Raw genomic sequence first — 20,829 nt, 5'->3', positions numbered from 1 at the left:
CTGGTGGAGATCGAGCCCGGCCTGCGTGGCAAAGGGCGCGACGCACGTCGCGCCACCGAGGACGAGGGCAAGCGGGTGATCGCTGCGTTGCCGAAGAATGCCTATGTCGTTGCACTGGACGTACCGGGCCGCCAGCTCAGTTCCGAACAGCTGGCGCAGCGCCTGGAGCACTGGCGTGGACAGGGCAGGGACCTGGCGTTCCTGATCGGTGGCCCGGAAGGGCATTCGCCGGAAGTGTCTGCGCTGGCCGATGAAAAGTGGTCGATCGGCCCGCTGACGCTGCCGCACATGCTGGTGCGGCTGGTGGTGGCCGAGCAGTTGTATCGCGCTGCTGCGATGTTGGCCAATCACCCCTACCATCGGGCGTGAAGAGTCGTTATACTGGCGGTCTGCCCGAATAGCTCAGCCGGTTAGAGCACTTGACTGTTAATCAGGGGGTCGTTGGTTCGAGTCCAACTTCGGGCGCCACATTCAAGAGGCCTGCATCGCAAGATGCAGGCCTTTTTTGTTGTGTCGCGCCGTGCAGTCGYGTGCGGCGGTGGATCCACCCCATGCGTGGATGCATCGCGCGCGATCTTTCGAGCGGACTCGACTCTACACTGCAGGTCCATCACGTGGATGTTGACGATGCGCGCTCGCTTTGCATTTCGCCTGCTGATGGTCCTGCTGCCATTTACCGCATCGGCCGCCGCGCCTGCCACCTGGCACCCGCCAGCCGGTACCACCGAACTCCCTCTGTGGCCGGATGGGCAGGTGATGGCACCGCCGAAGCTGAAAGGCCGCGAGCAGGTCAGCGAAACCGTGTCCAAGGCCAGTGGCGAGCGCTGGATGATGCTGCAGAACGTGGCCGTGCCCACGCTCACCGTGTTCCCGGCGAAAGGCTCGCCCAACGGCACGGCAGTGATGGTGATACCGGGTGGTGGCTACAACGTGCTGGCGATCGACCTGGAAGGCAGCGAGATCTGCGATTGGCTGACCGCGCAGGGCGTCACCTGCGCACTGCTGAAGTATCGCGTACCGGCCTCGGGACCGAACTGGGACCGCGAATGCAACTGCCGCGACATTCCGGCCGTGCCGATGGCCTTGCAGGATGCGCAGCGGGCAATGGGCCTGCTGCGTGCGCAGTCCGCGCGCTGGAAGATCGATCCACAACGGTTGGGCGTGATCGGCTTCTCGGCCGGCGGCCATGTGGTGGCCGGGTTGAGCACGCATGCGCAGCGCAGCTATGCACCGTTGGATGCGGCCGATGTGCAGTCCAGCCGGCCGGATTTCGCGATGCTGCTGTATCCAGGGCATCTCTGGGTACGCAAGGATGATTCGCTGGAAAAAGACATCGTGGTCGATGCAAAGGCGCCGCCGACGTTCATCGTGCAGGCCGCCGATGACCCGACGGACGATGTCCGTCATGCATTGGTCTATCACCGTGCACTGATCGAGGCCGGCGTGCCGGTTGAAATGCATTTGTTCGCGCACGGCGGCCACGCGTTCGGCCTGCGCCTGAAAGATGCGCCGGTGTCGGCATGGCCCAGCCTGGCAGAACGCTGGATGCATGACATCGGCATGCTGACGAAGCACTAGCGTCGGGTGTGGCTCGGCCTTACAAGGTCAGCGCGCCACGGGCGAATGCCACCAGCGTAGCGATCGCCACCACCAGGATCGCGCCGAACAGCACCCATTCCCAGCGCGTGAACACCCGCTCGCCGCGCTGGCGTCGGGTCAACGCGTACAGCACTACGCCCGGCACATACAGCAGTACCGACAGCAGCAGGTTGTCCAGGCCACCGGCATATACCAGCCACAACGCATAGGCGCTGGCCAGCAGCGCGACGATGAAGTCGCGCCAGCGGGCGCCGGCCGCGCTGGCGTATGCCTCGCCCTGCCAGGCCAGCTTCACGCCGAATGCGCTGGACAGGAAGTACGGCACCAGGCTCATCGACGCCGCCAGCAGCACCAGGCTGGTGTAGCTGCCCGAATTGAACAGCACCAGCAGCAGGAACAACTGGATCAGGCCATTACTCAACCACAGCGCATTGGCGGGCACGCCGCGCGCGTTCTCGCGGCCGAGAAAGGCCGGCATCGTGCCATCGCCAGCGGCGGCAAACAGCACTTCGGCGCACAGCAGCACCCACGCCAGCAGCGCGCCCAGTACCGAGATGATCGAGCCGATGATGATCACCGTCGCTCCCCATTCGCCAACGATCGCGCGCAGCACATAGGCCATCGAGGGATTGGGCAGGCCGGCCAGTTCGGCCTGCGACAGCACACCCATCGACAGCAGGCTGACCAGCACCAGCAGCAGCCACACGCCGATGAAGCCGATCACGGTGGCGCGGCCGACATCGGCGCGCCGTGCCGCGCGCCGCGAATAGATGCTGGCACCTTCGATACCGATGAACACCCACACGGTGACCAGCATCATCCCGCGCAGCTGCTGGCCCATGTCGCCCAGCGCGGGAGCGCCGAAGAAGTCGGCGCGGAACACGTCCATGCGGAATGCGCCGGCTGCCAGAATCAGGAACAGCGCGATCGGCACCAGCTTGGCCACGGTGACCAGGCCATTGATGATCGCCGCAGTGCGCAGGCCGCGCAGTACCAGCAGGTGCACGGTCCACAGCAGCAGCGACGATGCGGCGATGGCGGCCGGTGTATTGCCTTCGCCGAACACCGGTGCGAAGTGGCCGAGACCGCTGAAGATCAGTACGAAGAAGCTGGCGTTGCCGAGTACCGAAGCGACCCAGTAGCCCCACGCGGCGGAGAAACCGATGTAGTTGCCGAAGCCTTCGCGCGCATACGCATAGATGCCGGTGTCCAGGTCGGGGCGACGATTGGCCAGGGCCTGGAACACGAAGGCAAGCATCAGCATGCCGGCACCGCTCACCGCCCAGCCGATCAGCGCGGCGGCCGGGCCGGCGCTGCGCGCCACGTTCTGCGGCAGCGAGAAGATGCCGGCGCCCACCATTGAGCCGACCACCAGTGCGGTCAGTGCGGCCAGGCCAAGGCGTTGAGTGGAGGAGGGCATCGCGCCTGTCGCAGGAGAAGGTGCCCCCATGATGGACGCTGACGCGTGTGTAGAAAAGCAAAGGCCCGGGCGTGAGCCCGGGCCTTTGCGGGTGACGCTGCAGCAGGATTACTTGAAGGTGTACTTGGCGCCGACGGTGAAGTAGCGACCAATGGCACCGCTGAAGTGCAGCGGGTTGTAGTTCACGCCACCGTAGGTGGTCGGATCGAGCGGAGCGATGCGATCAAACACGTTGGCCACCGAGGCGTTCAGCTCGAAGGCTTCGGTGATGTTCCAGCGGCCGGACAGGTCGAAGGTGGTGAACGAGGAGATCTTGGTGACGTCGGTACCGTCGGCATAGGAGAACTGGTACGAGCCGTCCGGACCACGGAAGTCCTTGTTGTCCATCTTCGAGATGTAGTTGGCAACGCCGCTGACGCTCCAGTTGCCCTGCTTCCAGGTGGTGCCGAAGTTGATGCGGTCCTTCGGCGTGCCGATGCAGTTGGTCACGTCGCAGTTGCCGTGGGTACCGGCGTAGTCGACGGTGACGTCAGCGTCGGTGCGCTCGAACTTGAGCACGTGGCTCCACTGCAGGTCCATCTCCAGCTGGCCCGGACCGATGTCGAAGGTCTGGCGGATATCAGTGTCGATACCGCGCACGCGGGTGGAGGCCGCGTTGATGTACGCGGTGTTGACCGCCAGGATGCTGCCGGTGCCAGCAATGCCGTTGATCAGGTCGATGTCACGCAGCACGTTGCCGGCGGCGATGGCATCAGCGGTGGCGCCCTGGGCGATTTCGTTGGTGCGCTTGATCTGCCACGCATCGACGGTCAGCGAGGTGCTGGAGGTCGGCTGCAGCACGATGCCGACCGAGTAGCTCTTGGACTCTTCCGGCTTCAGGTCCTTGTTCGGACGGGTGATGATCGCCACCGGCCGCGAGCTGCAGTTGGTGCCGACATCGGCGGCCGGGCTGGCGGCGCAACGCACCGGATCACGGGCGTTGGAGAAGGCAGCCAGGCCACCGTCACCGTTCTCGGCCGGGTTCGGCGCGCGGAAGCCTTCGGCGTAGCTGGCGCGCAGGGCGATCCAGTCTGCCGGGGTCCACTTCACGCCCAGCTTCGGCGTGGCCTTGCCTTCACCGCTTTCGTACTTGTCGTAGCGCATGGCGGCCGACAGTTCCAACTGCTCCAGCACTGGCGCGGACAGCTCGACGTAGCCGGCATACACGTTCTGGGTGCCGTCATAGGCCGAATAGCCCAGGCCGATGATGTCACCCTGGTCGGTGTAGGTCTGCGGGGTCAGGCTGTTGCTGGTCTTGCGCCACTCGGTACCGAAGGCCAGGCCCAGCGGGCCGCCCTTCAGGTCCATCAGGCTGCGCGAGATGGTGAAGTCGAACATGTCCAGGCTGGACTTGGCGCGTGCGCTGATCTGCGGCGAGATGTAGTCGTACAGCGCCTGAGAGTTGAGGTTGGCGTTGTCGCCGATGCGCCACACGCCGCCGGCGCAGTTCGGGTTGCCCAACGCACACTGCACAGCGCTGTAACGCAGGAAGCCGGTGCGCTTGTTGGTCAGGTCGGTGCCCGAGTGCAGGTAGGCGGTGTCGTAGCTCCAGTCACCCCAGTTGCCCTTCACGCCCACCAGCAAGCGGTTGAACTCGTTGGTGTTGTTGGTCACGCGCGGACCGACATCCCATGCCGAATAGCGCAGGCGCGAGGCCTGGCCCTGGATCGGGTTGTCCGGGTGGGTCGGCGACAGCACCACAGCACCCGGACCGCTGCTGGCATTGCGCGGACCTTCCGGGTAGCCCCAGCTGCCGGACACGCCGGACGGGGTGTTGCTGAAGGTGGTTTCCTTCTTCGAGTAGCCGATCTCGGTGTAGACCTCGCCGCCTTCGCCGAAGGCGAAACTGGCACGGCCGAACACGTTGACGTACTTCTCTTCAGGGGTGAGGTCGCGGTACTGCTGGTTCGGATCCCACAGGCAGCCCTGGGCAGCCACTGAAGCGTCGGTCTGGCCACCGATGGTGGTCAGGCCCTGGCAACCCGGCAGCGGAACCAGCTGCGCGGAGGTGCCCGGCGGAACGCGGTCGTCGAACACAGAGCCGTTCGGACCGACGCCGCCGCTGGTGCGGTTATTGAGGTAGGCGCCACCCAGGAACTGGGCATTGTTGCCATAGCCCCACGGACGGATGTCGCCGGTGCCGATCCACTTGCGGTTCTTGCGGTCGCTGATCTTGATCGCGTCGGTCTTGCCGACATCCAGGCTGAAGAACGCATTCCAGCCATCGGTGGCCAGATCGCCGGTACCGGCGGTCAGGGTGGCCTTTTTGGCATTGCCGTCGCCATCACCGGAGGTGCCGTAGGAGGCACGCAGGATGCCGCCCTGGAAGTCGCTGCGCAGGATGATGTTGACTACGCCGGCGATGGCGTCGGAACCGTAGATCGCCGAGGCGCCATCCTTCAGCACTTCCACGCGCTCGACGGCGTCGAGGGGAATGGTGCTGAGGTCGGTGAATACCTTCTGGCCGTCATCGGCCAGGCCATAGGTCGCCATGCGGCGGCCGTTCAACAGCACCAGCGTGGAGCCGGCACCGAGGCCGCGCAGCGAAATGCCTGCGCCACCACCGGCGAAGCCGTTGCCGAAGGTCTTCGGGATCGAACCGGAACCGTCAGCGGTCAGGGTCTGCAGGTACTCGGCCACCGTGGTCTTGCCGGTGCGATCGATTTCCTGGCGGGTCACCACCTGCACCGGCGACGGTGTTTCGGTGTTGGTGCGCGGGATGTTCGAACCGGTGACGGTGATCCGGTCAAGGTTGGTGGCCTGTTCCTGCGCGAATGCAGAAGAGGAAGCCACGGCCCCGGCGAGCAGCAGGGCGCCGCCGGTGAGGATATGGGTGATGGACGTTGCCAGGTGGTTGCGGCGGCGGCTGGCGGGCCGTTGGATCGGGTGTTTCACAGCTTCTCTCCTGACTGGAAAACTCGAGCATTGAGGGCTGTCTCCGGTGTGTCCCGGGACGCGTCAATCTAGGTTTCCGGCAGGTGACGGAGGTGTGAAGTTTTACTAAATTCGTAACGGTTTTCCAACGAAGTTCAAATAACCGGGCAGATTGGCCCTGTTCCGGCCCATTCACCGTTGTGACCGGCCCGGCGTGCGGCCGGGCCGGTCCGTGGCTCAGTCGGGCAGGGAGAACTGCACGGGCACCATGCCGATGGCGGGAACGGCCATGCCATCACGCTCGGCCGGCACGAAACGCCAGTGGCGCAGCACCTGCTGGCGGGCGGCCTGGTCCAGGCTGCGCGAGCCGCTGCTGCGTTCGATGCTGACGTTCACCGGCTGGCCACTGGGGTCCACTTCCACCCGCAGCAGCACCGTGCCCTGTTCGTGATTGCGCAGGGCCTGGATCGGGTAGCTGGGCGGCGGGTTGCTACGGTACTGCAGCTGGGCGCCGGCCAGCGGCGTGGACGGGGCAATGGTCGGCGCAGCCTGCACCGCGGTCGGCTCGGCCGCCGGCAGGATGATGCCCTGGGCCTCCTCGACGGTCGCGGTGGGCGTCGGCAGCGGTGCGGGCACCGGCGTGGCCTGCCGCTTGTGCACCACCTCCACCTTTTCAGGCTCGGTCGGCACCGGCAGCGGCTCGATCGGCTTGGGCTCTTCCCTGGGAATGAACCGTACCGTGGTCTGATCGCGCGGCAGCGCGGTAATGGCCTGGTAGGTCGCCGGGATCAGCAACAACAGGAACGCGAGCAGATGCAGGGCGATGGCCGCACTCCAGGCGGCAACGCRGGCGGGATCGAAGTGCAGGGGTACTACGGGATACGTACGAACCATGGTCCACCTCCATGCCAGTGTCGAAGTCCTCAACGCACCAGGGCCGCCATCGGGGTTGCCGCACGCGGCTGGCAGTCAATCATTAGCGCGCCGCCTCCACCACTGCCTAGAGGCAGGGGCGGCAGCGTTGAGCTGGCCTTCATGTAACGCTGCCGGCACGGCGGCGGTGGAAACGAAAACGGCGCCCCGCAGGGCGCCGTCGGTTGAACGGAAGGAGCCTCAGCGGCCCAGTTCGAACACCACGTCCAGGTTCACCGAGACGGTCGATTCACCCGGGGCGACCGGGGTGGCCTTGTCCATTGCCATGCCGGCAGCCTGCGCACGCATCATCGGCATCGGGCGGAAACCGCCACCGGCGTTCTCGGAGATGCTGACAATGCGGCGCACCTGCAGGCCAAGCGACTTGGCATAGGTCTGGGCACGGGCCTGGGCCTTCTTCAGTGCCGCCAGGCGCGCTTCGTCATAGACCGGCTCGGGCTGGTCGATCTCGAACTGCGGGCCGTTGATCTGGTTGGCGCCCTGCGCGGCCAGCGCGTCCAGCACCTTGCCCAGCTTGGCGATGTCGCGGACCTTCAGGCTGACGGTGTTGCTGGCCTGGTAGCCGGTGATCTTCGGGGCTTCGTTGTCGGCATAGCGGTACTGCGGGTTGAGGCTGACGCCGCTGGTCTGCACGTCGCGCTCGGCGATGCCGGCGGCCTTGATCGCAGCCAGGACCTTGTCCATCTGCTGGGCGTTCTGGCGCATGGCGCTGTTGCCGTCGGCGGCCTGGGTGACCACGCCGGCCGACAGCGTGGCCACGTCCGGCACGCGGGTGGCTTCGGCGTTGGCCGAGATGTTCAGCAGGGTGCCTTCGGCCGCGGCGGCGATCGACGGCGACGACGGGTCGGCATGGGCGGTCATCGAAGCTCCAAGAGCGAGGGACAGGGCAAGCAGCAGCGGGGTGGCGGTGCGACGCATGGGATCTCCTTGTTGTGGCGGTGAGGGTGGTGTCGTAGCGATGAACGCGTTGTGAGTCCGTTCGGGGTTGCAGGCGCCGGGGAAGGATTGTCCGACGATTCAGGTACCGGCGTCAGGTTATGCTGTGTCGATGCTCTATCTTGCTTCCCGCTCCCCCCGACGCAACCAGCTGCTGGCCCGACTCGGACACCCTTTCCAGGCGTTGGACCTGGAGGTTGTCGAGCAGCGCGCGGCCGCTGAAAGTGCCCAGGACTATGTCTGCCGGGTCGCCGCCGACAAGGCGCGCGCCGGCCTGGCACGGGTGCTGGCCGATGACCCGCAGGCGCGGGTGCTGGGCTCGGATACCGAAGTGGTGCTCGATGGCGAAGTATTCGGCAAGCCGGCCAACGCGGCCGACGCGCGGGCGATGCTGGCACGGCTGGCCGGGCGCACCCATCAGGTGATGACCGCCGTGGTGGTGGTGGACGCGCGCGGGCTGGACAGCGAACTGGTTGTTTCCGAGGTCACCTTCGCCGCCATCGAGTCCGCCGACATCGCTGCCTACGTCGCCACCGGCGAGCCGCTGGACAAGGCGGGTGCCTATGCCATCCAGGGCGGTGCCGAGCGCTGGATCGAACACCTTTCCGGCAGCTACTCCGGTGTCATGGGGCTGCCGTTGCTGCATACCGATCGTCTGCTGGCCCGCTGCGGCGTGCTGGCCCCAACTGCTGATGCCGCCAGGGAGGCTGCCGATGTCTGAGGAAATCCTGGTCAATGTGACCCCGCGCGAAACTCGGGTCGCGGTGATCGAGAACGGCATGCTGCAGGAACTGCACATCGAGCGCGGTTGGCGCCGGGGTGTGGTCGGCAACATCTACAAGGGCAAGGTGCAGCGGGTCATGCCGGGCATGCAGGCGGCGTTCGTCGAAGTGGGGCTGGAGCGTGCCGCGTTCCTGCACGCCAACGACGTGGTGCGGCCGGCGCCGGTGGCCAGCGCCGATACCGAGAACACGACCCTGCCGCCGCCGTCCAGCGTGCCGATCGTGGAGCTGCTGCGCGACGGCCAGGACATCGTTGTGCAGGTGGTGAAGGATCCGATCGGGACCAAGGGCGCACGCCTGACCACCCAGATCAGCATTCCCTCGCGCTACATGGTGCTGCTGCCGCAGTCGAAGGTGGTGGGCGTGTCGGCGCGCATCGAGGACGAAGGCGAGCGCGCGCGGCTGAAAGCGCTGGTGACCGAACTGTCGGCCCAGCACGGCGGCTACGGCTACATCGTGCGCACCAATGCCGAAGGCCAGCCGGCCGAGGCCATCGCCGAAGACATCGCCTACCTGTCACGGGTATGGAACGTGGTCGAGCGCCGCGGCCGCGAGGCGGCGTCGTGCAGCAACATCTATGAAGACCTGAGCCTGCCGCTGCGTTCGGTGCGCGACCTGATCCGCAAGGACGTGGACAAGGTGAAGGTGGACTCGAAGGAGACCTTCGCCCAGCTGCAGGCGTTCGTGGCCAAGTACATGCCGGTGCTGGCGGAGAAGATCGAGCTGTACAGCGGTGATCGTCCGATCTTCGACATGTTCGGGGTCGAGGACGAGATCGGCCGTGCGCTGGACAAGCAGGTGCCGCTGAAATCCGGTGGCTACCTGGTGATCGACCAGACCGAGGCGATGACCACCATCGACGTCAACACCGGCTCGTTCCTCGGCCAGCGCAACCTGGAAGAGACGGTGTTCCGCACCAACCTGGAGGCCGCGCAGGCGGTGGCCAGGCAGCTGCGCCTGCGCAACCTGGGCGGCATCATCATCATCGACTTCATCGACATGGATGACGCCGAGCATCGCCGCCAGGTGCTGCGCACGCTGGAAAAGGCGCTGGCCCGTGACCATGCCAAGACCACGGTGTACGACTTCTCGCCGCTGGGCCTGGTGGAGATGACACGCAAGCGCACGGTGGAAAGCCTGGAGCGCCAGCTGTCGGAAACCTGCCCGCAGTGCAGTGGCCGCGGCACCATCAAGACCACCGAAACGGTGACCTACGAGATCTTCCGCGAGATCACCCGCGCGGTGCGCCAGTTCGATGCCGCGCGCCTGCTGGTGATCGCGTCCAGCAAGGTGGTGGCGCGGATCACCGATGAGGAATCCACGGCCGTGGCCGAGCTGGAAGAGTTCCTCGGCAAGAGCATCCGCTTCCAGGCGGACGAGCAGTACCTGCAGGAGCAGTTCGATGTTGTTCTGCTCTGATCCAGGCCGACTGTCTGCCTTCGGTGGCCGATGAGCGCGCCGCCGCGCCTGCGACTGCGAAGGATCCGCCGTCATTTCATCGCCGCATGCGCGGTTGGCCTGGTCGGGCTTGCCCTGCTGGTCGGCACCCTCAGCCAGCTGTTGCCGCTGGCTGAGCGCCATCCGGACCGGATCGCGGCCTGGCTGAGCACGCGCGCCGGGCAACCGGTGCGCTTCGAACGCCTGGACACCGCCTGGACCCGACGTGGTCCACTGCTGCAGTTGAAGGGCCTGCGCATCGGCGCGGGCCAGGGCCTGGCCATCGGCGATGCCGAGGTGCTGGTGTCGATGTACAGCGGCCTGTTGCCGGGCCGCTCGCTGACCGAACTGCGCCTGCGCGGCCTGGCGCTGGACCTGCAGCAGGCGGCCGATGGCCGCTGGTCGGTGCGCGGCCTGCCGCAGTCCCGCGCTGGCGGCGATCCGCTGGATGCGTTGCGCCGGCTGGGCGAACTGCAGGTGATTGGTGGCCGCCTCGGCGTGCATGCGCCAGCACTGGGTGTCGACGCCACCCTGCCACGTATCGACCTGCGCCTCCGCGTGGATGGCGACCGCCTGCGGGTGGGCGTGCGTGCCTGGGCACAGACCGACGCCTTGCCGCTGACGGCGGTGCTGGACCTGGATCGCCAGCGCGGCAACGGCGAGGCCTGGGTAGGCGCCGATCCGATCGATTTCCGTTCCTGGGCGCCGTTGCTGGCGGCCGGCGGCATGCGCCTGCGCGAGGGCAAGGGCGAGCTCAACCTGTGGCTGACCCTGCGTGATTTCGCCCCGGTGGCGCTGACCACCGATTCGGACCTGCGTGATCTGCGTGTCGAAGGCGCGCCGATGCCTGGCGTGGCGCGCCCGGAGATTCAATTGCAACGGCTGCAGGCGCGCCTGCGTTGGCAGCGGACGGCAGAAGGCTGGGCGCTGCAGGTGCCGCGCCTCCGCCTGCAGGCCGATGGCAGCCAGCAGCAGCTGGACGGGCTGCAACTGCGGGTGGGCAAGCAGATGCAGGTGCAGGCCGCAGCAGCGCAGGCGGGTACCGCGTTGCGCGCGCTGGCGCTCAGCGACCGCCTGGACGCGGGCCTGCGGCATTGGCTGTACCTGGCCAAGCCGCAGCTGGACGTGGCGCAGCTGCAGTTGCGCGGCCAGCAGGATGGCCCGTTGTGGGTGCAGGGCGAACTGCAGTCGCTGGGCTTTGCCAGTGTTGGCAACTCGCCGGGCCTGCGCGGCCTGGGCGGCCGCTTCGAGGGCGATGCCAACGGCTTCAGCCTGCAGCTGCAGCCCCAGCGCCAGCTGCAGTTCGATTGGCCAACCGGTTTCGGCGTGCGTCACGACCTGCACCTGGCCGGGCAGATCGTCGGTTGGCGCGACGAGGCCGGTGGCTGGCGCATCGGCACCCCGGCGATGCGTGTGGAAGGCACCGACTACGCTGCCGACGTGCGCGGTGGTCTCTGGWTCCAGGGCGATGGCACCCGGCCGTGGATGCAGCTGGCGGCCAAGCTGGACGACGTACCGATGACCGCGGCCAAGCGTTTCTGGATCCATTCCAGAATGAGCAAGGGCGCCACCGACTGGCTGGACATGGCTTTGGCCGGCGGCCAGGTGCGCAACGGCATCGGCCTGGTCAGTGGTGACCTGGACGACTGGCCTTTCGACAACAACGATGGCCGCTTCGAGGCCACCGGCCACATCAGCAACGGTGACATCCGCTTCCAGCACGATTGGCCGTTGATGGGCCAGGTCGATGCCGATGTCGCCTTCATCGGCCCTGGCTTCCACATGCAGGGGAGCGGCGATCTGGCCGGCGTGGCAGTACAGACATTCGAAGCCGGCATCCAGGATTTCGGCCAGCAGCCACTGTACGTGCGCGCCGACAGCCAGGGCGACGCCGGCAAGTTGCTGGCGATGCTGCGGCAGAGCCCGCTGCACAAGGAATACGGCGACACCCTGGACAACCTCGCGGCAAGCGGGCCGGCCAACGTGCATTTCGACCTGTTGCAGCCCCTGCATCATGACCAGGGCGGCGGCCACCTGCAGGGCACGGTGGACCTGGCCGGGCTGAAGCTGGTCGACAAGCGCTTCCAGCTGGAATTCGACAACATGCGCGGGCAGGCCCGCTACAGCAACGCCGGCTTCGCCGCCGAGGAACTGGCCGTGCGCCACCTAGGCCAGGACGGCCGGCTGAGCCTGCGCGCCGGTGGATTCGTGCGTGACCCCAAGCTGGCCTTCGAATCGGAACTGGCCGCCACGCTCGATGCGGGCGTGCTGATCGACCGCGCACCGGAAATGGCCTGGCTGAAGCCCTACATCAACGGTACCTCGCCGTGGACCATCGCGGTGAACCTGCCGAAGGTCGCGCCGGGTGCACCAGCGCCGCCCAGCGAGCTGCGCCTGCGCTCGGATCTGCTGGGCACCCGCCTGGATCTGCCGGCACCGCTGCAGAAGCCGGCCAACGAATCGCTGCCGACCACCGTGGCCGCACAGCTGCCGATGGGCGCCGGCCGCATCGACGTGGCGTTCGGCCAGCGTCTGGCGCTGGCCGCGCGCAGCCACAACAACCAGACCGGCGTTCAGGTCACCCTGGGCAGCGACCACGTTGACCGCGAACCACCGCCCAGCGGGCTGACCATCAATGGCCGCAGCCCGACCCTGGATGCGCTGGAATGGATCGGCCTGGCCCGTGGCGCCGGTGGCGATGGCGACCCGATGCCGCTGCGCGCCGTGGACGTGCAGGTCGGCCAGCTGATGCTGATCGGCGGCGTGTTCGAGCAGACCCGCCTGCAGCTGCATCCTGGCCCGCAGGCGCTGGACGTGCGCCTTGATGGCCCCTCGCTGGCCGGCAAGTTGAATGTGCCCAACGCCGATGGCGGCACCATCAGCGGCCAGCTCGAGCGCGTGTACTGGCAATCGCTGCCGACCCTTCCCGGAGCCACGGCGGCACCGGCGCGGGTGCAGGCCGGTGCCGACGACATGGACCCGGCCAAGCTGCCGCCGTTCGCATTGGACATCGCCGACCTGAAGTTCGGCAAGGTCGTGCTGGGCCAGGCCGTGCTGCGTACGCGGCCGATCGCCAATGGCCTGAGCGTGGAACAACTGCAGTTCCGCGCCCCCAGCCAGGAGATCGACATCCGTGGCCGTTGGCTTGGCAAGGGTGGCGGTTCGCGAACCGCGCTTGATGCGCAGGTGCGCAGTGAAGACCTGGGCGGGTTGCTGCAGAACCTCGACTACGGCGGCCAGCTGCGCGGCGGCTCCGGCCACGCCCAGCTGCAGGCCTCATGGCCCGGCGGTCCGTCGGACTTCCAGCTTGGCAACCTGCAGGGCCAGCTCGATGTGAATGCCCGCAATGGCCAGCTGCTGGAGCTGGAGCCGGGTGCCGGCCGCGTGCTGGGCCTGCTCAGCGTCGCCCAGCTGCCGCGGCGGCTGATGTTCGACTTCCGCGACTTCTTCTCCAAGGGCTTTGCGTTCAACCAGGTCGAGGGCAGCGTGCAGTTCGGCGAGGGCATGGCCCGTACCGACAAGGTGTTGATCGAAGGGCCGGCAGCGAACATCACCATCCGTGGCCAGGCCGACCTGCGGAAACAGCAGTTCGACCAGACCATCGACGTCAACCCGCGCGCCGGCAACCTGCTGACCGTGGTCGGCGCGGTGGCCGGCGGCCCGGTGGGCGCAGCGCTGGGAGCAGCCACCAATGCGGTATTGTCCAAGCCATTGGGCGAGATCGGTGCCCGCACCTACAAGGTGACCGGCCCCTGGAAGGAGCCCAAGGTGGAGGTGATCGAGCGCAGCCGCGAACGTGCGCCAGTACCCGCACCGCCGCCGCGCCTGCCGCCGTTGCCGGCCGTGCCGCCGACCGTCACCGAACCACCGCCACCGCGCTGAGCGCGGCCCCCGTTTCCCCAGGGCGGCCTTGCCTGACCGCCTTCACACCCCCAGATCGAGACCATGACTGACAACGCCCTGACGCTTGCCCAAGATCGCCTGTTGCGCCCCGGTGGCCTGGATACCGCTGGCCTGGAGCGCACCTTCGGCCAACTGCTCGGCCCCGGTGTCGACTTCGGCGACCTGTACTTCCAGCATGCCCGGCGCGAAAGCTGGAGCGTGGAAGATGGCATCGTCAAGGACGGCGCCCATTCCATCGAGCAGGGCGTGGGCGTGCGCGCGATTGCCGGCGAGAAGACCGGCTTTGCCTATTCCGATGACATCCATGCCGGTGCATTGCTGACCGCAGCGCAGTCGGCACGTGCGATCTCGCGCGAAGGCGGCGCACAGACCGGACGCTCGCTGCTGCGCGGCGATGCGCGCGTGCTGTATCCGGCGCTGGACCCGATCGACGGCATCGGCAACGAAGCCAAGGTCGAGGTGCTCAAGCGCCTGGACGGCTACCTGCGCGCGGCCGACCCGCGCGTGAAGCAGGTGATGGTCAGCCTGTCCGGTGGCGTCGATACCGTGCTGGTTGCCCGCACCGATGGTGTGCTGGGCGCCGACGTGCGCCCGCTGGTGCGGTTGAACGTGCAGGTGATCGTCGAGCAGAACGGCCGCCGTGAGTCGGGTTATGCCGGCGGCGGCGGTCGCTATGGCTATGAAGCGCTGTTTGCCGATGGCCGCCCGGAAGCCTTTGCGCGCGAGGCGCTGCGGCAGGCCCTGGTGAACCTGGAAGCGGTGCCGGCGCCGGCCGGGGTGATGCCGGTGGTGCTGGGCCCGGGCTGGCCGGGCGTACTGCTGCACGAGGCSGTCGGCCAYGGCCTGGAAGGTGACTTCAACCGCAAGGGCACCAGTGTCTACGCCGGCAGGATCGGCGAGCGCGTGGCTGCCCCGGGCGTGACCATCGTCGACGACGGCACCCTGGACGGACGCCGTGGTTCACTCAACATCGACGACGAAGGCCACCCGACCCAGTGCACCACGCTGATCGAGGACGGCATCCTGGTCGGCTACATGCAGGACAGCCTCAACGCGCGGCTGATGGGCGTGGCGCCGACCGGCAACGGCCGTCGCGAATCGTTCGCGCACATGACCATGCCGCGCATGACCAACACCTACATGCGCGCCGGCCAGCATGACCCGCAGGAAATGATCCGTTCGGTGAAGAAGGGCCTGTACGCGGTCAATTTCGGCGGCGGCCAGGTCGACATCACCAGCGGCAAGTACGTGTTCTCGGCCACCGAGGCCTACCTGATCGAGGACGGCCGGATCACCGCGCCAGTGAAGGGCGCGACCCTGATCGGCAATGGCCCGGAAACCATGCAGAAGGTGCGCATGGTCGGCAACGACCTGGCCCTGGATGAGGGCGTGGGCATCTGTGGCAAGGACGGGCAGAGTGTGCCGGTCGGTGTCGGCCAGCCGTCGCTGCTGATCGAGGGCATCACCGTCGGCGGTACCCAGGCCTGAGCACGGCGATGGCCACAGCCACCGCCATGCCCGACGGGGACTCAGTCCTCGTCGGCGTCGTCGACCGGTTCGTCTGCCTCGACGTCCTCACCGGACGCCTTCAGGCCGAGCGCGGCCGGCAGCATCAGCGCGCGCAGCACCTGGAAGATCTCGCGGTAGGCGCGCGGCGGCTTGTTCTTGGCCTTTTCGGCCTGGGCGTTGCGCACCAGCGTGCGCAGCTGCTGGCGGTCGGCCTGCGGATGGTCATCCAGCAGCGCGGCCAGCGCCTTGTCGCCTTCATTCATGAGGCGTTCGCGCCAGTCTTCGACACGGTGCATCATCGCCACTTCGCGGCGCCCGGTTTCGCTGTTGGCATCCAGCGCATCGCGGATCGCGTCCAGCGCGGCATCGTCCTCGCGGCGCATGTGCTTGGCCAGGAACGCCAGCTGCCGCTTGTGCGCGATATGGGCGGTGATGCGCTTGCACTCGGCAATGTGTGGCAGCAGGTCCTCCGGGATCGGCAGGCGCGCCAGCTGGGCCGGGGTCAGCGACACCAGCTTCTCGCCCAGGGCCAGGACGTCGAGCGCATCGCGCCGGTTCTGGCTGCGGCTCTTGTCGTGGAATTCACCGGTTTCTTCGTCGCGTCCGCGCATCGTCCATACCTGATTTCAAAAAAAGTCGCCCGGCGTGATGCCGGGCCCAACCCGCACAGGATAAAGCATTGAACGTGATCGCCCCTGAAGTCGCCGTCGGCGACGACAGCCCGGCCCGGCTGGAACGGCTGGCCGACATCTCCCAGCAGCTGCTGCAGCGTGCCCGCGCGCTGGGTGCCAGCCAGGCCGAGGTCAGCTGCAGCGAAGACCGTGGGTTGGAGGTCAATGTCCGTCTCGGCGAGGTCGAGACCGTGCAGTCCACCCGTGACCGCGGCATTGCCGTGACCGTCTACTTCGGCCAGCGCAAGGGCAGTGCCAGCACCGCCGACCTGCATGAGGCCAGCCTGCTGGCCACCGTCGAGCAGGCCTGCGCGATCGCCCGCCATACCGAGGACGATCCGGCCGCCGGCCTGGCGGAGGCCGAGCTGATGGCCCGCGACTTCCCCGAACTGGATGGCTGGCACCCCTGGGAGCTGCAGGCCGACGAGGCGGTGGACCTGGCGCTGGCCTGCGAGGCGGCGGGCCGCCAAGCCGATGCGCAGATCCGCAATTCCGATGGCGCCTCGGTATCGAGCATGCAGAGCGTGTCGGTCTACGCCAATTCGCATGGGTTCATCGGCCGCGAGCGCGGAACCCATCATTCGATCGGCTGTGCGCTGATCGCCGGCACCGGCGATGGCATGCAGCGCGACGGCTGGTACACCGGCGCACTGGCCCGCGAGGATCTGGAAGATCCGGCCAGCGTCGGTCGCCGCGCCGCAGAGCGCACGATCGCCCGCCTGCAGCCGCGTTCGCTGCCGACCGGCAGCATGCCGGTGCTGTACGCGCCGGAAGTGGCGCGCAGCCTGGTGGGTCACCTGCTGTCGGCAGTCTCCGGCGGCGCGCTGTACCGCCAGGCGAGCTTCCTGCTGGACAGCGTCGACCAGCAGCTGTTCCCCGACTGGATGCAGATCGAGGAGCTGCCGCACCTGCGCCGTGGCTTGCGCTCGGCCGCCTTCGACGGCGACGGCGTGGCCACCCGTGCCTCGGCCCTGGTGCGTGACGGCGTGCTGCAGCGTTACGTGCTGGGCAGCTATTCGGCGCGCAAGCTGGGCCTGCAGACCACCGCCAATGCCGGCGGCGTGCACAACCTGCAGCTGGCGGCCAATGCCGGTTCGCTGCAGGACATCGCCGCGCAGATGGGCAACGGCCTGCTGGTGACCGAGCTGATGGGGCAGGGGGTGAACGGGGTGACCGGCGACTACTCGCGCGGCGCCGGCGGCTTCCGCGTGGAGAACKGCCAGATCCAGTATCCGGTGGATGGCATCACCATCGCCGGCAACCTGCGGGACATGTTCATGGCCATCGAGGCGGTCGGCAGCGATGTCGATCCGCGCTCGCATATCCGCACCGGCTCGATCCTGGTGGGACGGATGACGATCGCCGGCAATGATTGATGCCATTGATGGCGTAAGCTAGGCCCGCCTGACGCGACCGGCTTGCCGCCGGTCGGTCAAGACCACCCAATAAAAAAGGAGTTTTGTCGTGRGCGAATTCGAGAACGTCCCGGCGGCGAGCAGCGTACCCGCTGACCAGCGCACCATGGCCCTGGTGGCGCACCTGCTGGGCATCTTCACCGGTTTCATTGGTGCCCTGGTCATCTGGCTGATCAACAAGGATGACGCCAGCAAGGCCTTCGTCACCGACCAGGCCAAGGAAGCGCTGAACTTCCAGATCACCGTCGCCATCGCGATGTTCGTCTGCATCATCCTGACCTTCGTGGTCATCGGTGTGTTCCTGGCGCCGATCGTCGGCCTGCTCAGCCTGGTCTTCAGCATCATCGCTGCGGTGAAGGCGAACAATGGTGAAGCCTACCGTTACCCGTTCGCACTGCGCCTGATCAAGTAAGCGGCAACGATCAACGACGCAAAAAGAAACGCCCGGCAATGCCGGGCGTTTCCGTGTATGGCGCGTAGGGTAGCGCCGGGCCATGCCCGGCGAACGCGCAGCGCGGCAGATCCATGCCTGCAGTCAGTGATCGCGTTCCACGGCCAGCGTGGCCAGCGCGCGCAGCGCATCGGCTTCTTCGTGATAGCCCGCCAGTGCCTGCCGCATGCGCGCGGAAAGTTCGCGCAGCTGCGCCTTGGCACCGTCCATGCCCAGCAGGGCAGGGAAGGTGCTCTTGTCCTGGGCCTGGTCCTTGCCGGCGGTCTTGCCCAGCTGTTCGGAGCTGGCTTCGACATCGAGGATGTCATCGCGGACCTGGAAGGCCAGGCCGAGCGCATCGGCGAAACCGTCGAGCTGGGCCAGCACGGGTTCGGGTGCATCACCGCACAACGCGCCCATGCGCACCGCAGCACGGATCAGCGCACCGGTCTTCAGCGCATGCATGCGGGTGAGGGCTGCCAGCGACTGCTGCTGGCCGGTGGCATCGATGTCCAGCGCCTGGCCGCCGCACATGCCGGCCGCGCCGGAGGCATGGGCCAAGGTCTGCAGGCACGCCACGCGCAATGCCGCCGGCAGCGGTGCATCGGCCAGCAGGCCGAACGCACGGGTCTGCAGGGCGTCGCCGGCGAGGATCGCGGTGGCTTCGTCGAAGGCGATGTGGGTGGTGGGCTTGCCACGGCGCAGGGCATCGTCGTCCATCGCCGGCAGGTCGTCGTGCACCAGCGAGTAGGCGTGGATCAGTTCCACCGCCATCGCCGCGGCATCAAGCCTGTCCAGGGGCGCGCCGAACACCTGGCCGGCGGCATAGACCAGCAAGGGGCGCATGCGCTTGCCGCCACCGAGCACGGAATGGCGCATCGCCTGGTGCAGGCGTTGCGGGGCTTCGGCCGGTGAGGGCAGAGCGGCGTCGAGCTGGCTTTCGATACGGTCGCGCCAGCGCGCGAACAACGCCTCAGCCGTCATGGCTGGGCGGATCGAAGGGTTCGGCGGTTTCGGGCTGGGCCGGATCGCTGAGCAGGCGCACGCGCAGTTCGGCCTGCTCCAGCGCCTGCTGGCACTGGCGGTACAGACCAACACCACGTTCGTAAGCACTGAGCGAGGCTTCCAGGCTCAGCTCGCCGGTTTCCATCTGCTCCACCAGCTGTTCCAGCGATTCAAGCGACTGCTCGAACTGGGCGACCGGGGAGGCGTTTTCGGGGGACTTCTTGGCCATGCGACAAGTGTGGACGGCGCGCGCGCAAGGGTCAATTCACCAGCCGCCCGGATGCCACTGCAACTGCGCATTGCGTGCCTGCAGCCAGGCCTGCAGCGGTGCGGCAATGACTACATCGGCGGCCGCCAGCAGCTGCCCCTGGTCGAACAGCAGGGGCAGCTGTGCGCGTCGCCAGGGCGCCAGGTGCTCGCGCTGCAGGCAATCCTTCAACGCGGATGAATGCGTACGGCCGGCCAGCACGATGCGCTCGCCGCCCTGGCGGGCACGCAGGTCCAGCGGTTGTTCGAAGCGGTCCGTGCCGAGCAGGCGCAGCTGGCCGCCGTCGGGCAGCTGCAGCGGCGCGCGGCCGTCCCATGCCGCGTGCCAGTCCTTCGGCAGGACCGGCAGCGCTGCYGGCAGCAGGTAGGCGTGCTGGCGCCACTGGCGGATGGCGTGCTGCTGCCAACGCACCTGCGACTGCCGATCGGCGCCTGCGGCCATCAATTCGTTCTGTACTTGCCGCAGCACATGCGCCGGCAACGGGGCTGCGCCATGGCGGCGCACCCACGCACGCAGCACGCGCGCAGCACGCTCCGGTGCAACCTGGCGCAGCAGCTCCAGCGACAGCACCCGGGGTGCCACTTCCAGGTGAGCGAGCAGTTCGGCGTCTTCTTCATCGAGCAATGCACGGGTCTGCGCGCAATGCGCGGCGCTGCCGGCCAATGCGGCAGTGGCATGCGGCCAGCGCTGGCGCAGCAGTGGCAGTACCCGCAGGCGCAGGAAATTGCGGTCGGCGTGGTCTTCGCCATTGCTGGGATCTTCGATCCACTGCAGGCCGTGTGTCGTCGCGTAAGCCTGCAGCGCGCTGCGCGGCACATCGAGCAGTGGCCGCCACAGCCGATGGCCATCGAGGCGGCTGTCAGCGGTCATCGCCGCCAGCCCATCGATGCCCGAACCGCGCAACGCACGCAGCAGGAAGGTCTCGGCCTGGTCGTCCTGGTGCTGGGCCAGCGCCAGGGTTTCCCCGGCCTGCAGCTCGGCGCTGAATGCAGCGCGACGTGCCAGCCGGGCGGCCCCTTCGATGCCATGGCCGTCATCACGGCTGACCTGCACGTGGTGCACGGCCAGTTCGATGCCCAGCACCGCGCATTGCTGCTGGCAGTGCTGCACCCAGTCATCGGCCGCCGGTTGCAGGCCATGGTGTACGTGCGTCGCACGCAGCGGCGTGCCGGCGGCCTGTGCCGATCGCCACAGCCAGTGCAGCAGCACGGTGGAATCCAGGCCGCCGCTGTAGCCGACCAGCAGCGGTGCATCAAGCGGAACGAGGGCGGGGAAGGCAGTCACGGCGGCAAGTATAGGGTGGGTGGGTGAGTCGGCAGGGCTGCGCCCTGCACCCGCCGAAGCGGTAGTGCCGGCCGCTGGCCGGCAACCTGAGCAGCAACAGCAACAGCAACAGCAACAGCCGAAGCAAAAGCCGGCATTCCGTGGGATGGCGGGGTGGGTCCGGTTGCGGGGGACGCTGCAAGTACGTCCATGTAAGCTCGGTCGCGCCTTGCTCGAGTGCGCAGTCCTGCGCACACGGCAAGTCCGGGGTTGGGCGTCCTGCCCAACCCGCCCGAGGCATGCCTCGGGCCCATGGCGCCGAGGCATGCCTCGGGCCCATGGCGC

Annotated in this window: 16 protein-coding genes and 1 tRNA gene; 9 read left to right on the top strand and 8 right to left on the bottom strand. The window is 67.5% G+C overall.

Features of this window, described 5'->3' with window-relative positions; all coding sequences use genetic code 11:
• The 3 genes from rlmH to AC1DJN_RS11570 form a co-directional block, all read left to right on the top strand.
• Window positions 1–369: 23S rRNA (pseudouridine(1915)-N(3))-methyltransferase RlmH (rlmH, locus tag AC1DJN_RS11580; protein ID WP_478039225.1), on the top strand; the 369-nt coding region annotated here is incomplete at its 5' end.
• A 22-nt stretch (window positions 370–391) separates the two neighbouring features.
• Window positions 392–468 (top strand) — tRNA-Asn (locus AC1DJN_RS11575).
• 150 nt (window positions 469–618) lie between these two features.
• A complete protein-coding gene (locus AC1DJN_RS11570; protein ID WP_425602684.1) occupies window positions 619–1,578 on the top strand; it encodes an alpha/beta hydrolase in 960 nt (319 codons plus the stop codon).
• Between the two features lie 19 nt (window positions 1,579–1,597).
• On the opposite strand, the gene arcD is transcribed toward AC1DJN_RS11570, so the two are convergent.
• The 4 genes from arcD to AC1DJN_RS11550 form a co-directional block, all read right to left on the bottom strand.
• Window positions 1,598–3,019, bottom strand: a complete 1,422-nt coding sequence (gene arcD, locus AC1DJN_RS11565) for an arginine-ornithine antiporter (RefSeq protein ID WP_032975055.1) — start codon at window positions 3,017–3,019, stop codon at window positions 1,598–1,600.
• A gap of 108 nt (window positions 3,020–3,127) precedes the next feature.
• The gene (locus AC1DJN_RS11560) at window positions 3,128–5,953 is read right to left on the bottom strand and encodes a TonB-dependent receptor (protein ID WP_025879291.1); all 2,826 of its coding nucleotides are present in this window, start codon (window positions 5,951–5,953) and stop codon (window positions 3,128–3,130) included.
• Window positions 5,954–6,169: 216 nt separating this feature from the next.
• Window positions 6,170–6,826: an energy transducer TonB gene (locus tag AC1DJN_RS11555; protein ID WP_478039224.1), complete on the bottom strand. Its 657-nt coding sequence runs from the start codon at window positions 6,824–6,826 to the stop codon at window positions 6,170–6,172.
• A 219-nt stretch (window positions 6,827–7,045) separates the two neighbouring features.
• The gene (locus AC1DJN_RS11550; RefSeq protein WP_025879289.1) at window positions 7,046–7,783 is read right to left on the bottom strand and encodes an SIMPL domain-containing protein; all 738 of its coding nucleotides are present in this window, start codon (window positions 7,781–7,783) and stop codon (window positions 7,046–7,048) included.
• A gap of 130 nt (window positions 7,784–7,913) precedes the next feature.
• Between AC1DJN_RS11550 and AC1DJN_RS11545 the strand changes: the two genes are divergently transcribed.
• The 4 genes from AC1DJN_RS11545 to tldD all read left to right on the top strand — a co-directional run bounded on the left by AC1DJN_RS11545 (window position 7,914) and on the right by tldD (window position 15,411).
• Window positions 7,914–8,522, top strand: a complete 609-nt coding sequence (locus AC1DJN_RS11545) for a Maf family nucleotide pyrophosphatase (RefSeq protein ID WP_442251869.1) — start codon at window positions 7,914–7,916, stop codon at window positions 8,520–8,522.
• A complete protein-coding gene (gene rng / locus AC1DJN_RS11540; protein WP_025879287.1) occupies window positions 8,515–10,002 on the top strand; it encodes a ribonuclease G in 1,488 nt (495 codons plus the stop codon). The genes AC1DJN_RS11545 and rng overlap by 8 nt, the downstream gene beginning before the upstream one ends.
• Window positions 10,003–10,032: 30 nt before the next feature.
• Entirely contained in the window at window positions 10,033–13,902 is a 3,870-nt protein-coding gene (locus tag AC1DJN_RS11535; RefSeq protein ID WP_478039223.1) for a YhdP family protein, read from the top strand.
• 63 nt (window positions 13,903–13,965) lie between these two features.
• Window positions 13,966–15,411, top strand: a complete 1,446-nt coding sequence (gene tldD, locus AC1DJN_RS11530; protein ID WP_025879285.1) for a metalloprotease TldD — start codon at window positions 13,966–13,968, stop codon at window positions 15,409–15,411.
• Between the two features lie 41 nt (window positions 15,412–15,452).
• On the opposite strand, the gene yjgA is transcribed toward tldD, so the two are convergent.
• On the bottom strand, window positions 15,453–16,043 hold the full coding sequence (yjgA, locus tag AC1DJN_RS11525; protein WP_032975052.1) for a ribosome biogenesis factor YjgA: 591 nt from the start codon (window positions 16,041–16,043) through the stop codon (window positions 15,453–15,455).
• Window positions 16,044–16,111: 68 nt separating this feature from the next.
• Between yjgA and pmbA the strand changes: the two genes are divergently transcribed.
• Window positions 16,112–17,479, top strand: coding sequence for a metalloprotease PmbA (gene pmbA, locus AC1DJN_RS11520; protein WP_478039222.1), 1,368 nt, complete (start codon window positions 16,112–16,114; stop codon window positions 17,477–17,479).
• A gap of 88 nt (window positions 17,480–17,567) precedes the next feature.
• Complete coding sequence (locus AC1DJN_RS11515) at window positions 17,568–17,930, top strand: DUF4870 domain-containing protein (protein WP_478039221.1); 363 nt, start codon at window positions 17,568–17,570, stop codon at window positions 17,928–17,930.
• Window positions 17,931–18,053: 123 nt separating this feature from the next.
• Here AC1DJN_RS11515 and AC1DJN_RS11510 read toward each other — a convergent pair whose 3' ends face one another.
• From AC1DJN_RS11510 to tilS, 3 genes are read right to left on the bottom strand one after another with little or no spacing between them, the layout of a single operon-like run.
• Window positions 18,054–18,932 carry a polyprenyl synthetase family protein gene (locus AC1DJN_RS11510; protein ID WP_032975050.1) on the bottom strand — a complete coding sequence of 293 codons (879 nt, stop codon included), beginning with the start codon at window positions 18,930–18,932 and terminating at the stop codon, window positions 18,054–18,056.
• Complete coding sequence (locus tag AC1DJN_RS11505; RefSeq protein ID WP_006381978.1) at window positions 18,922–19,182, bottom strand: exodeoxyribonuclease VII small subunit; 261 nt, start codon at window positions 19,180–19,182, stop codon at window positions 18,922–18,924. Before AC1DJN_RS11505 ends, AC1DJN_RS11510 begins: the two co-directional genes overlap by 11 nt.
• A 36-nt stretch (window positions 19,183–19,218) precedes the next feature.
• Window positions 19,219–20,505 carry a tRNA lysidine(34) synthetase TilS gene (gene tilS, locus AC1DJN_RS11500; RefSeq protein ID WP_051584880.1) on the bottom strand — a complete coding sequence of 429 codons (1,287 nt, stop codon included), beginning with the start codon at window positions 20,503–20,505 and terminating at the stop codon, window positions 19,219–19,221.
• Window positions 20,506–20,829: the final 324 nt, after the last annotated feature.

It is taken from the genome of Stenotrophomonas sp. 05L414_2, from assembly GCF_056397905.1.
This window is presented reverse-complemented; position numbering and strand designations above follow the sequence as displayed.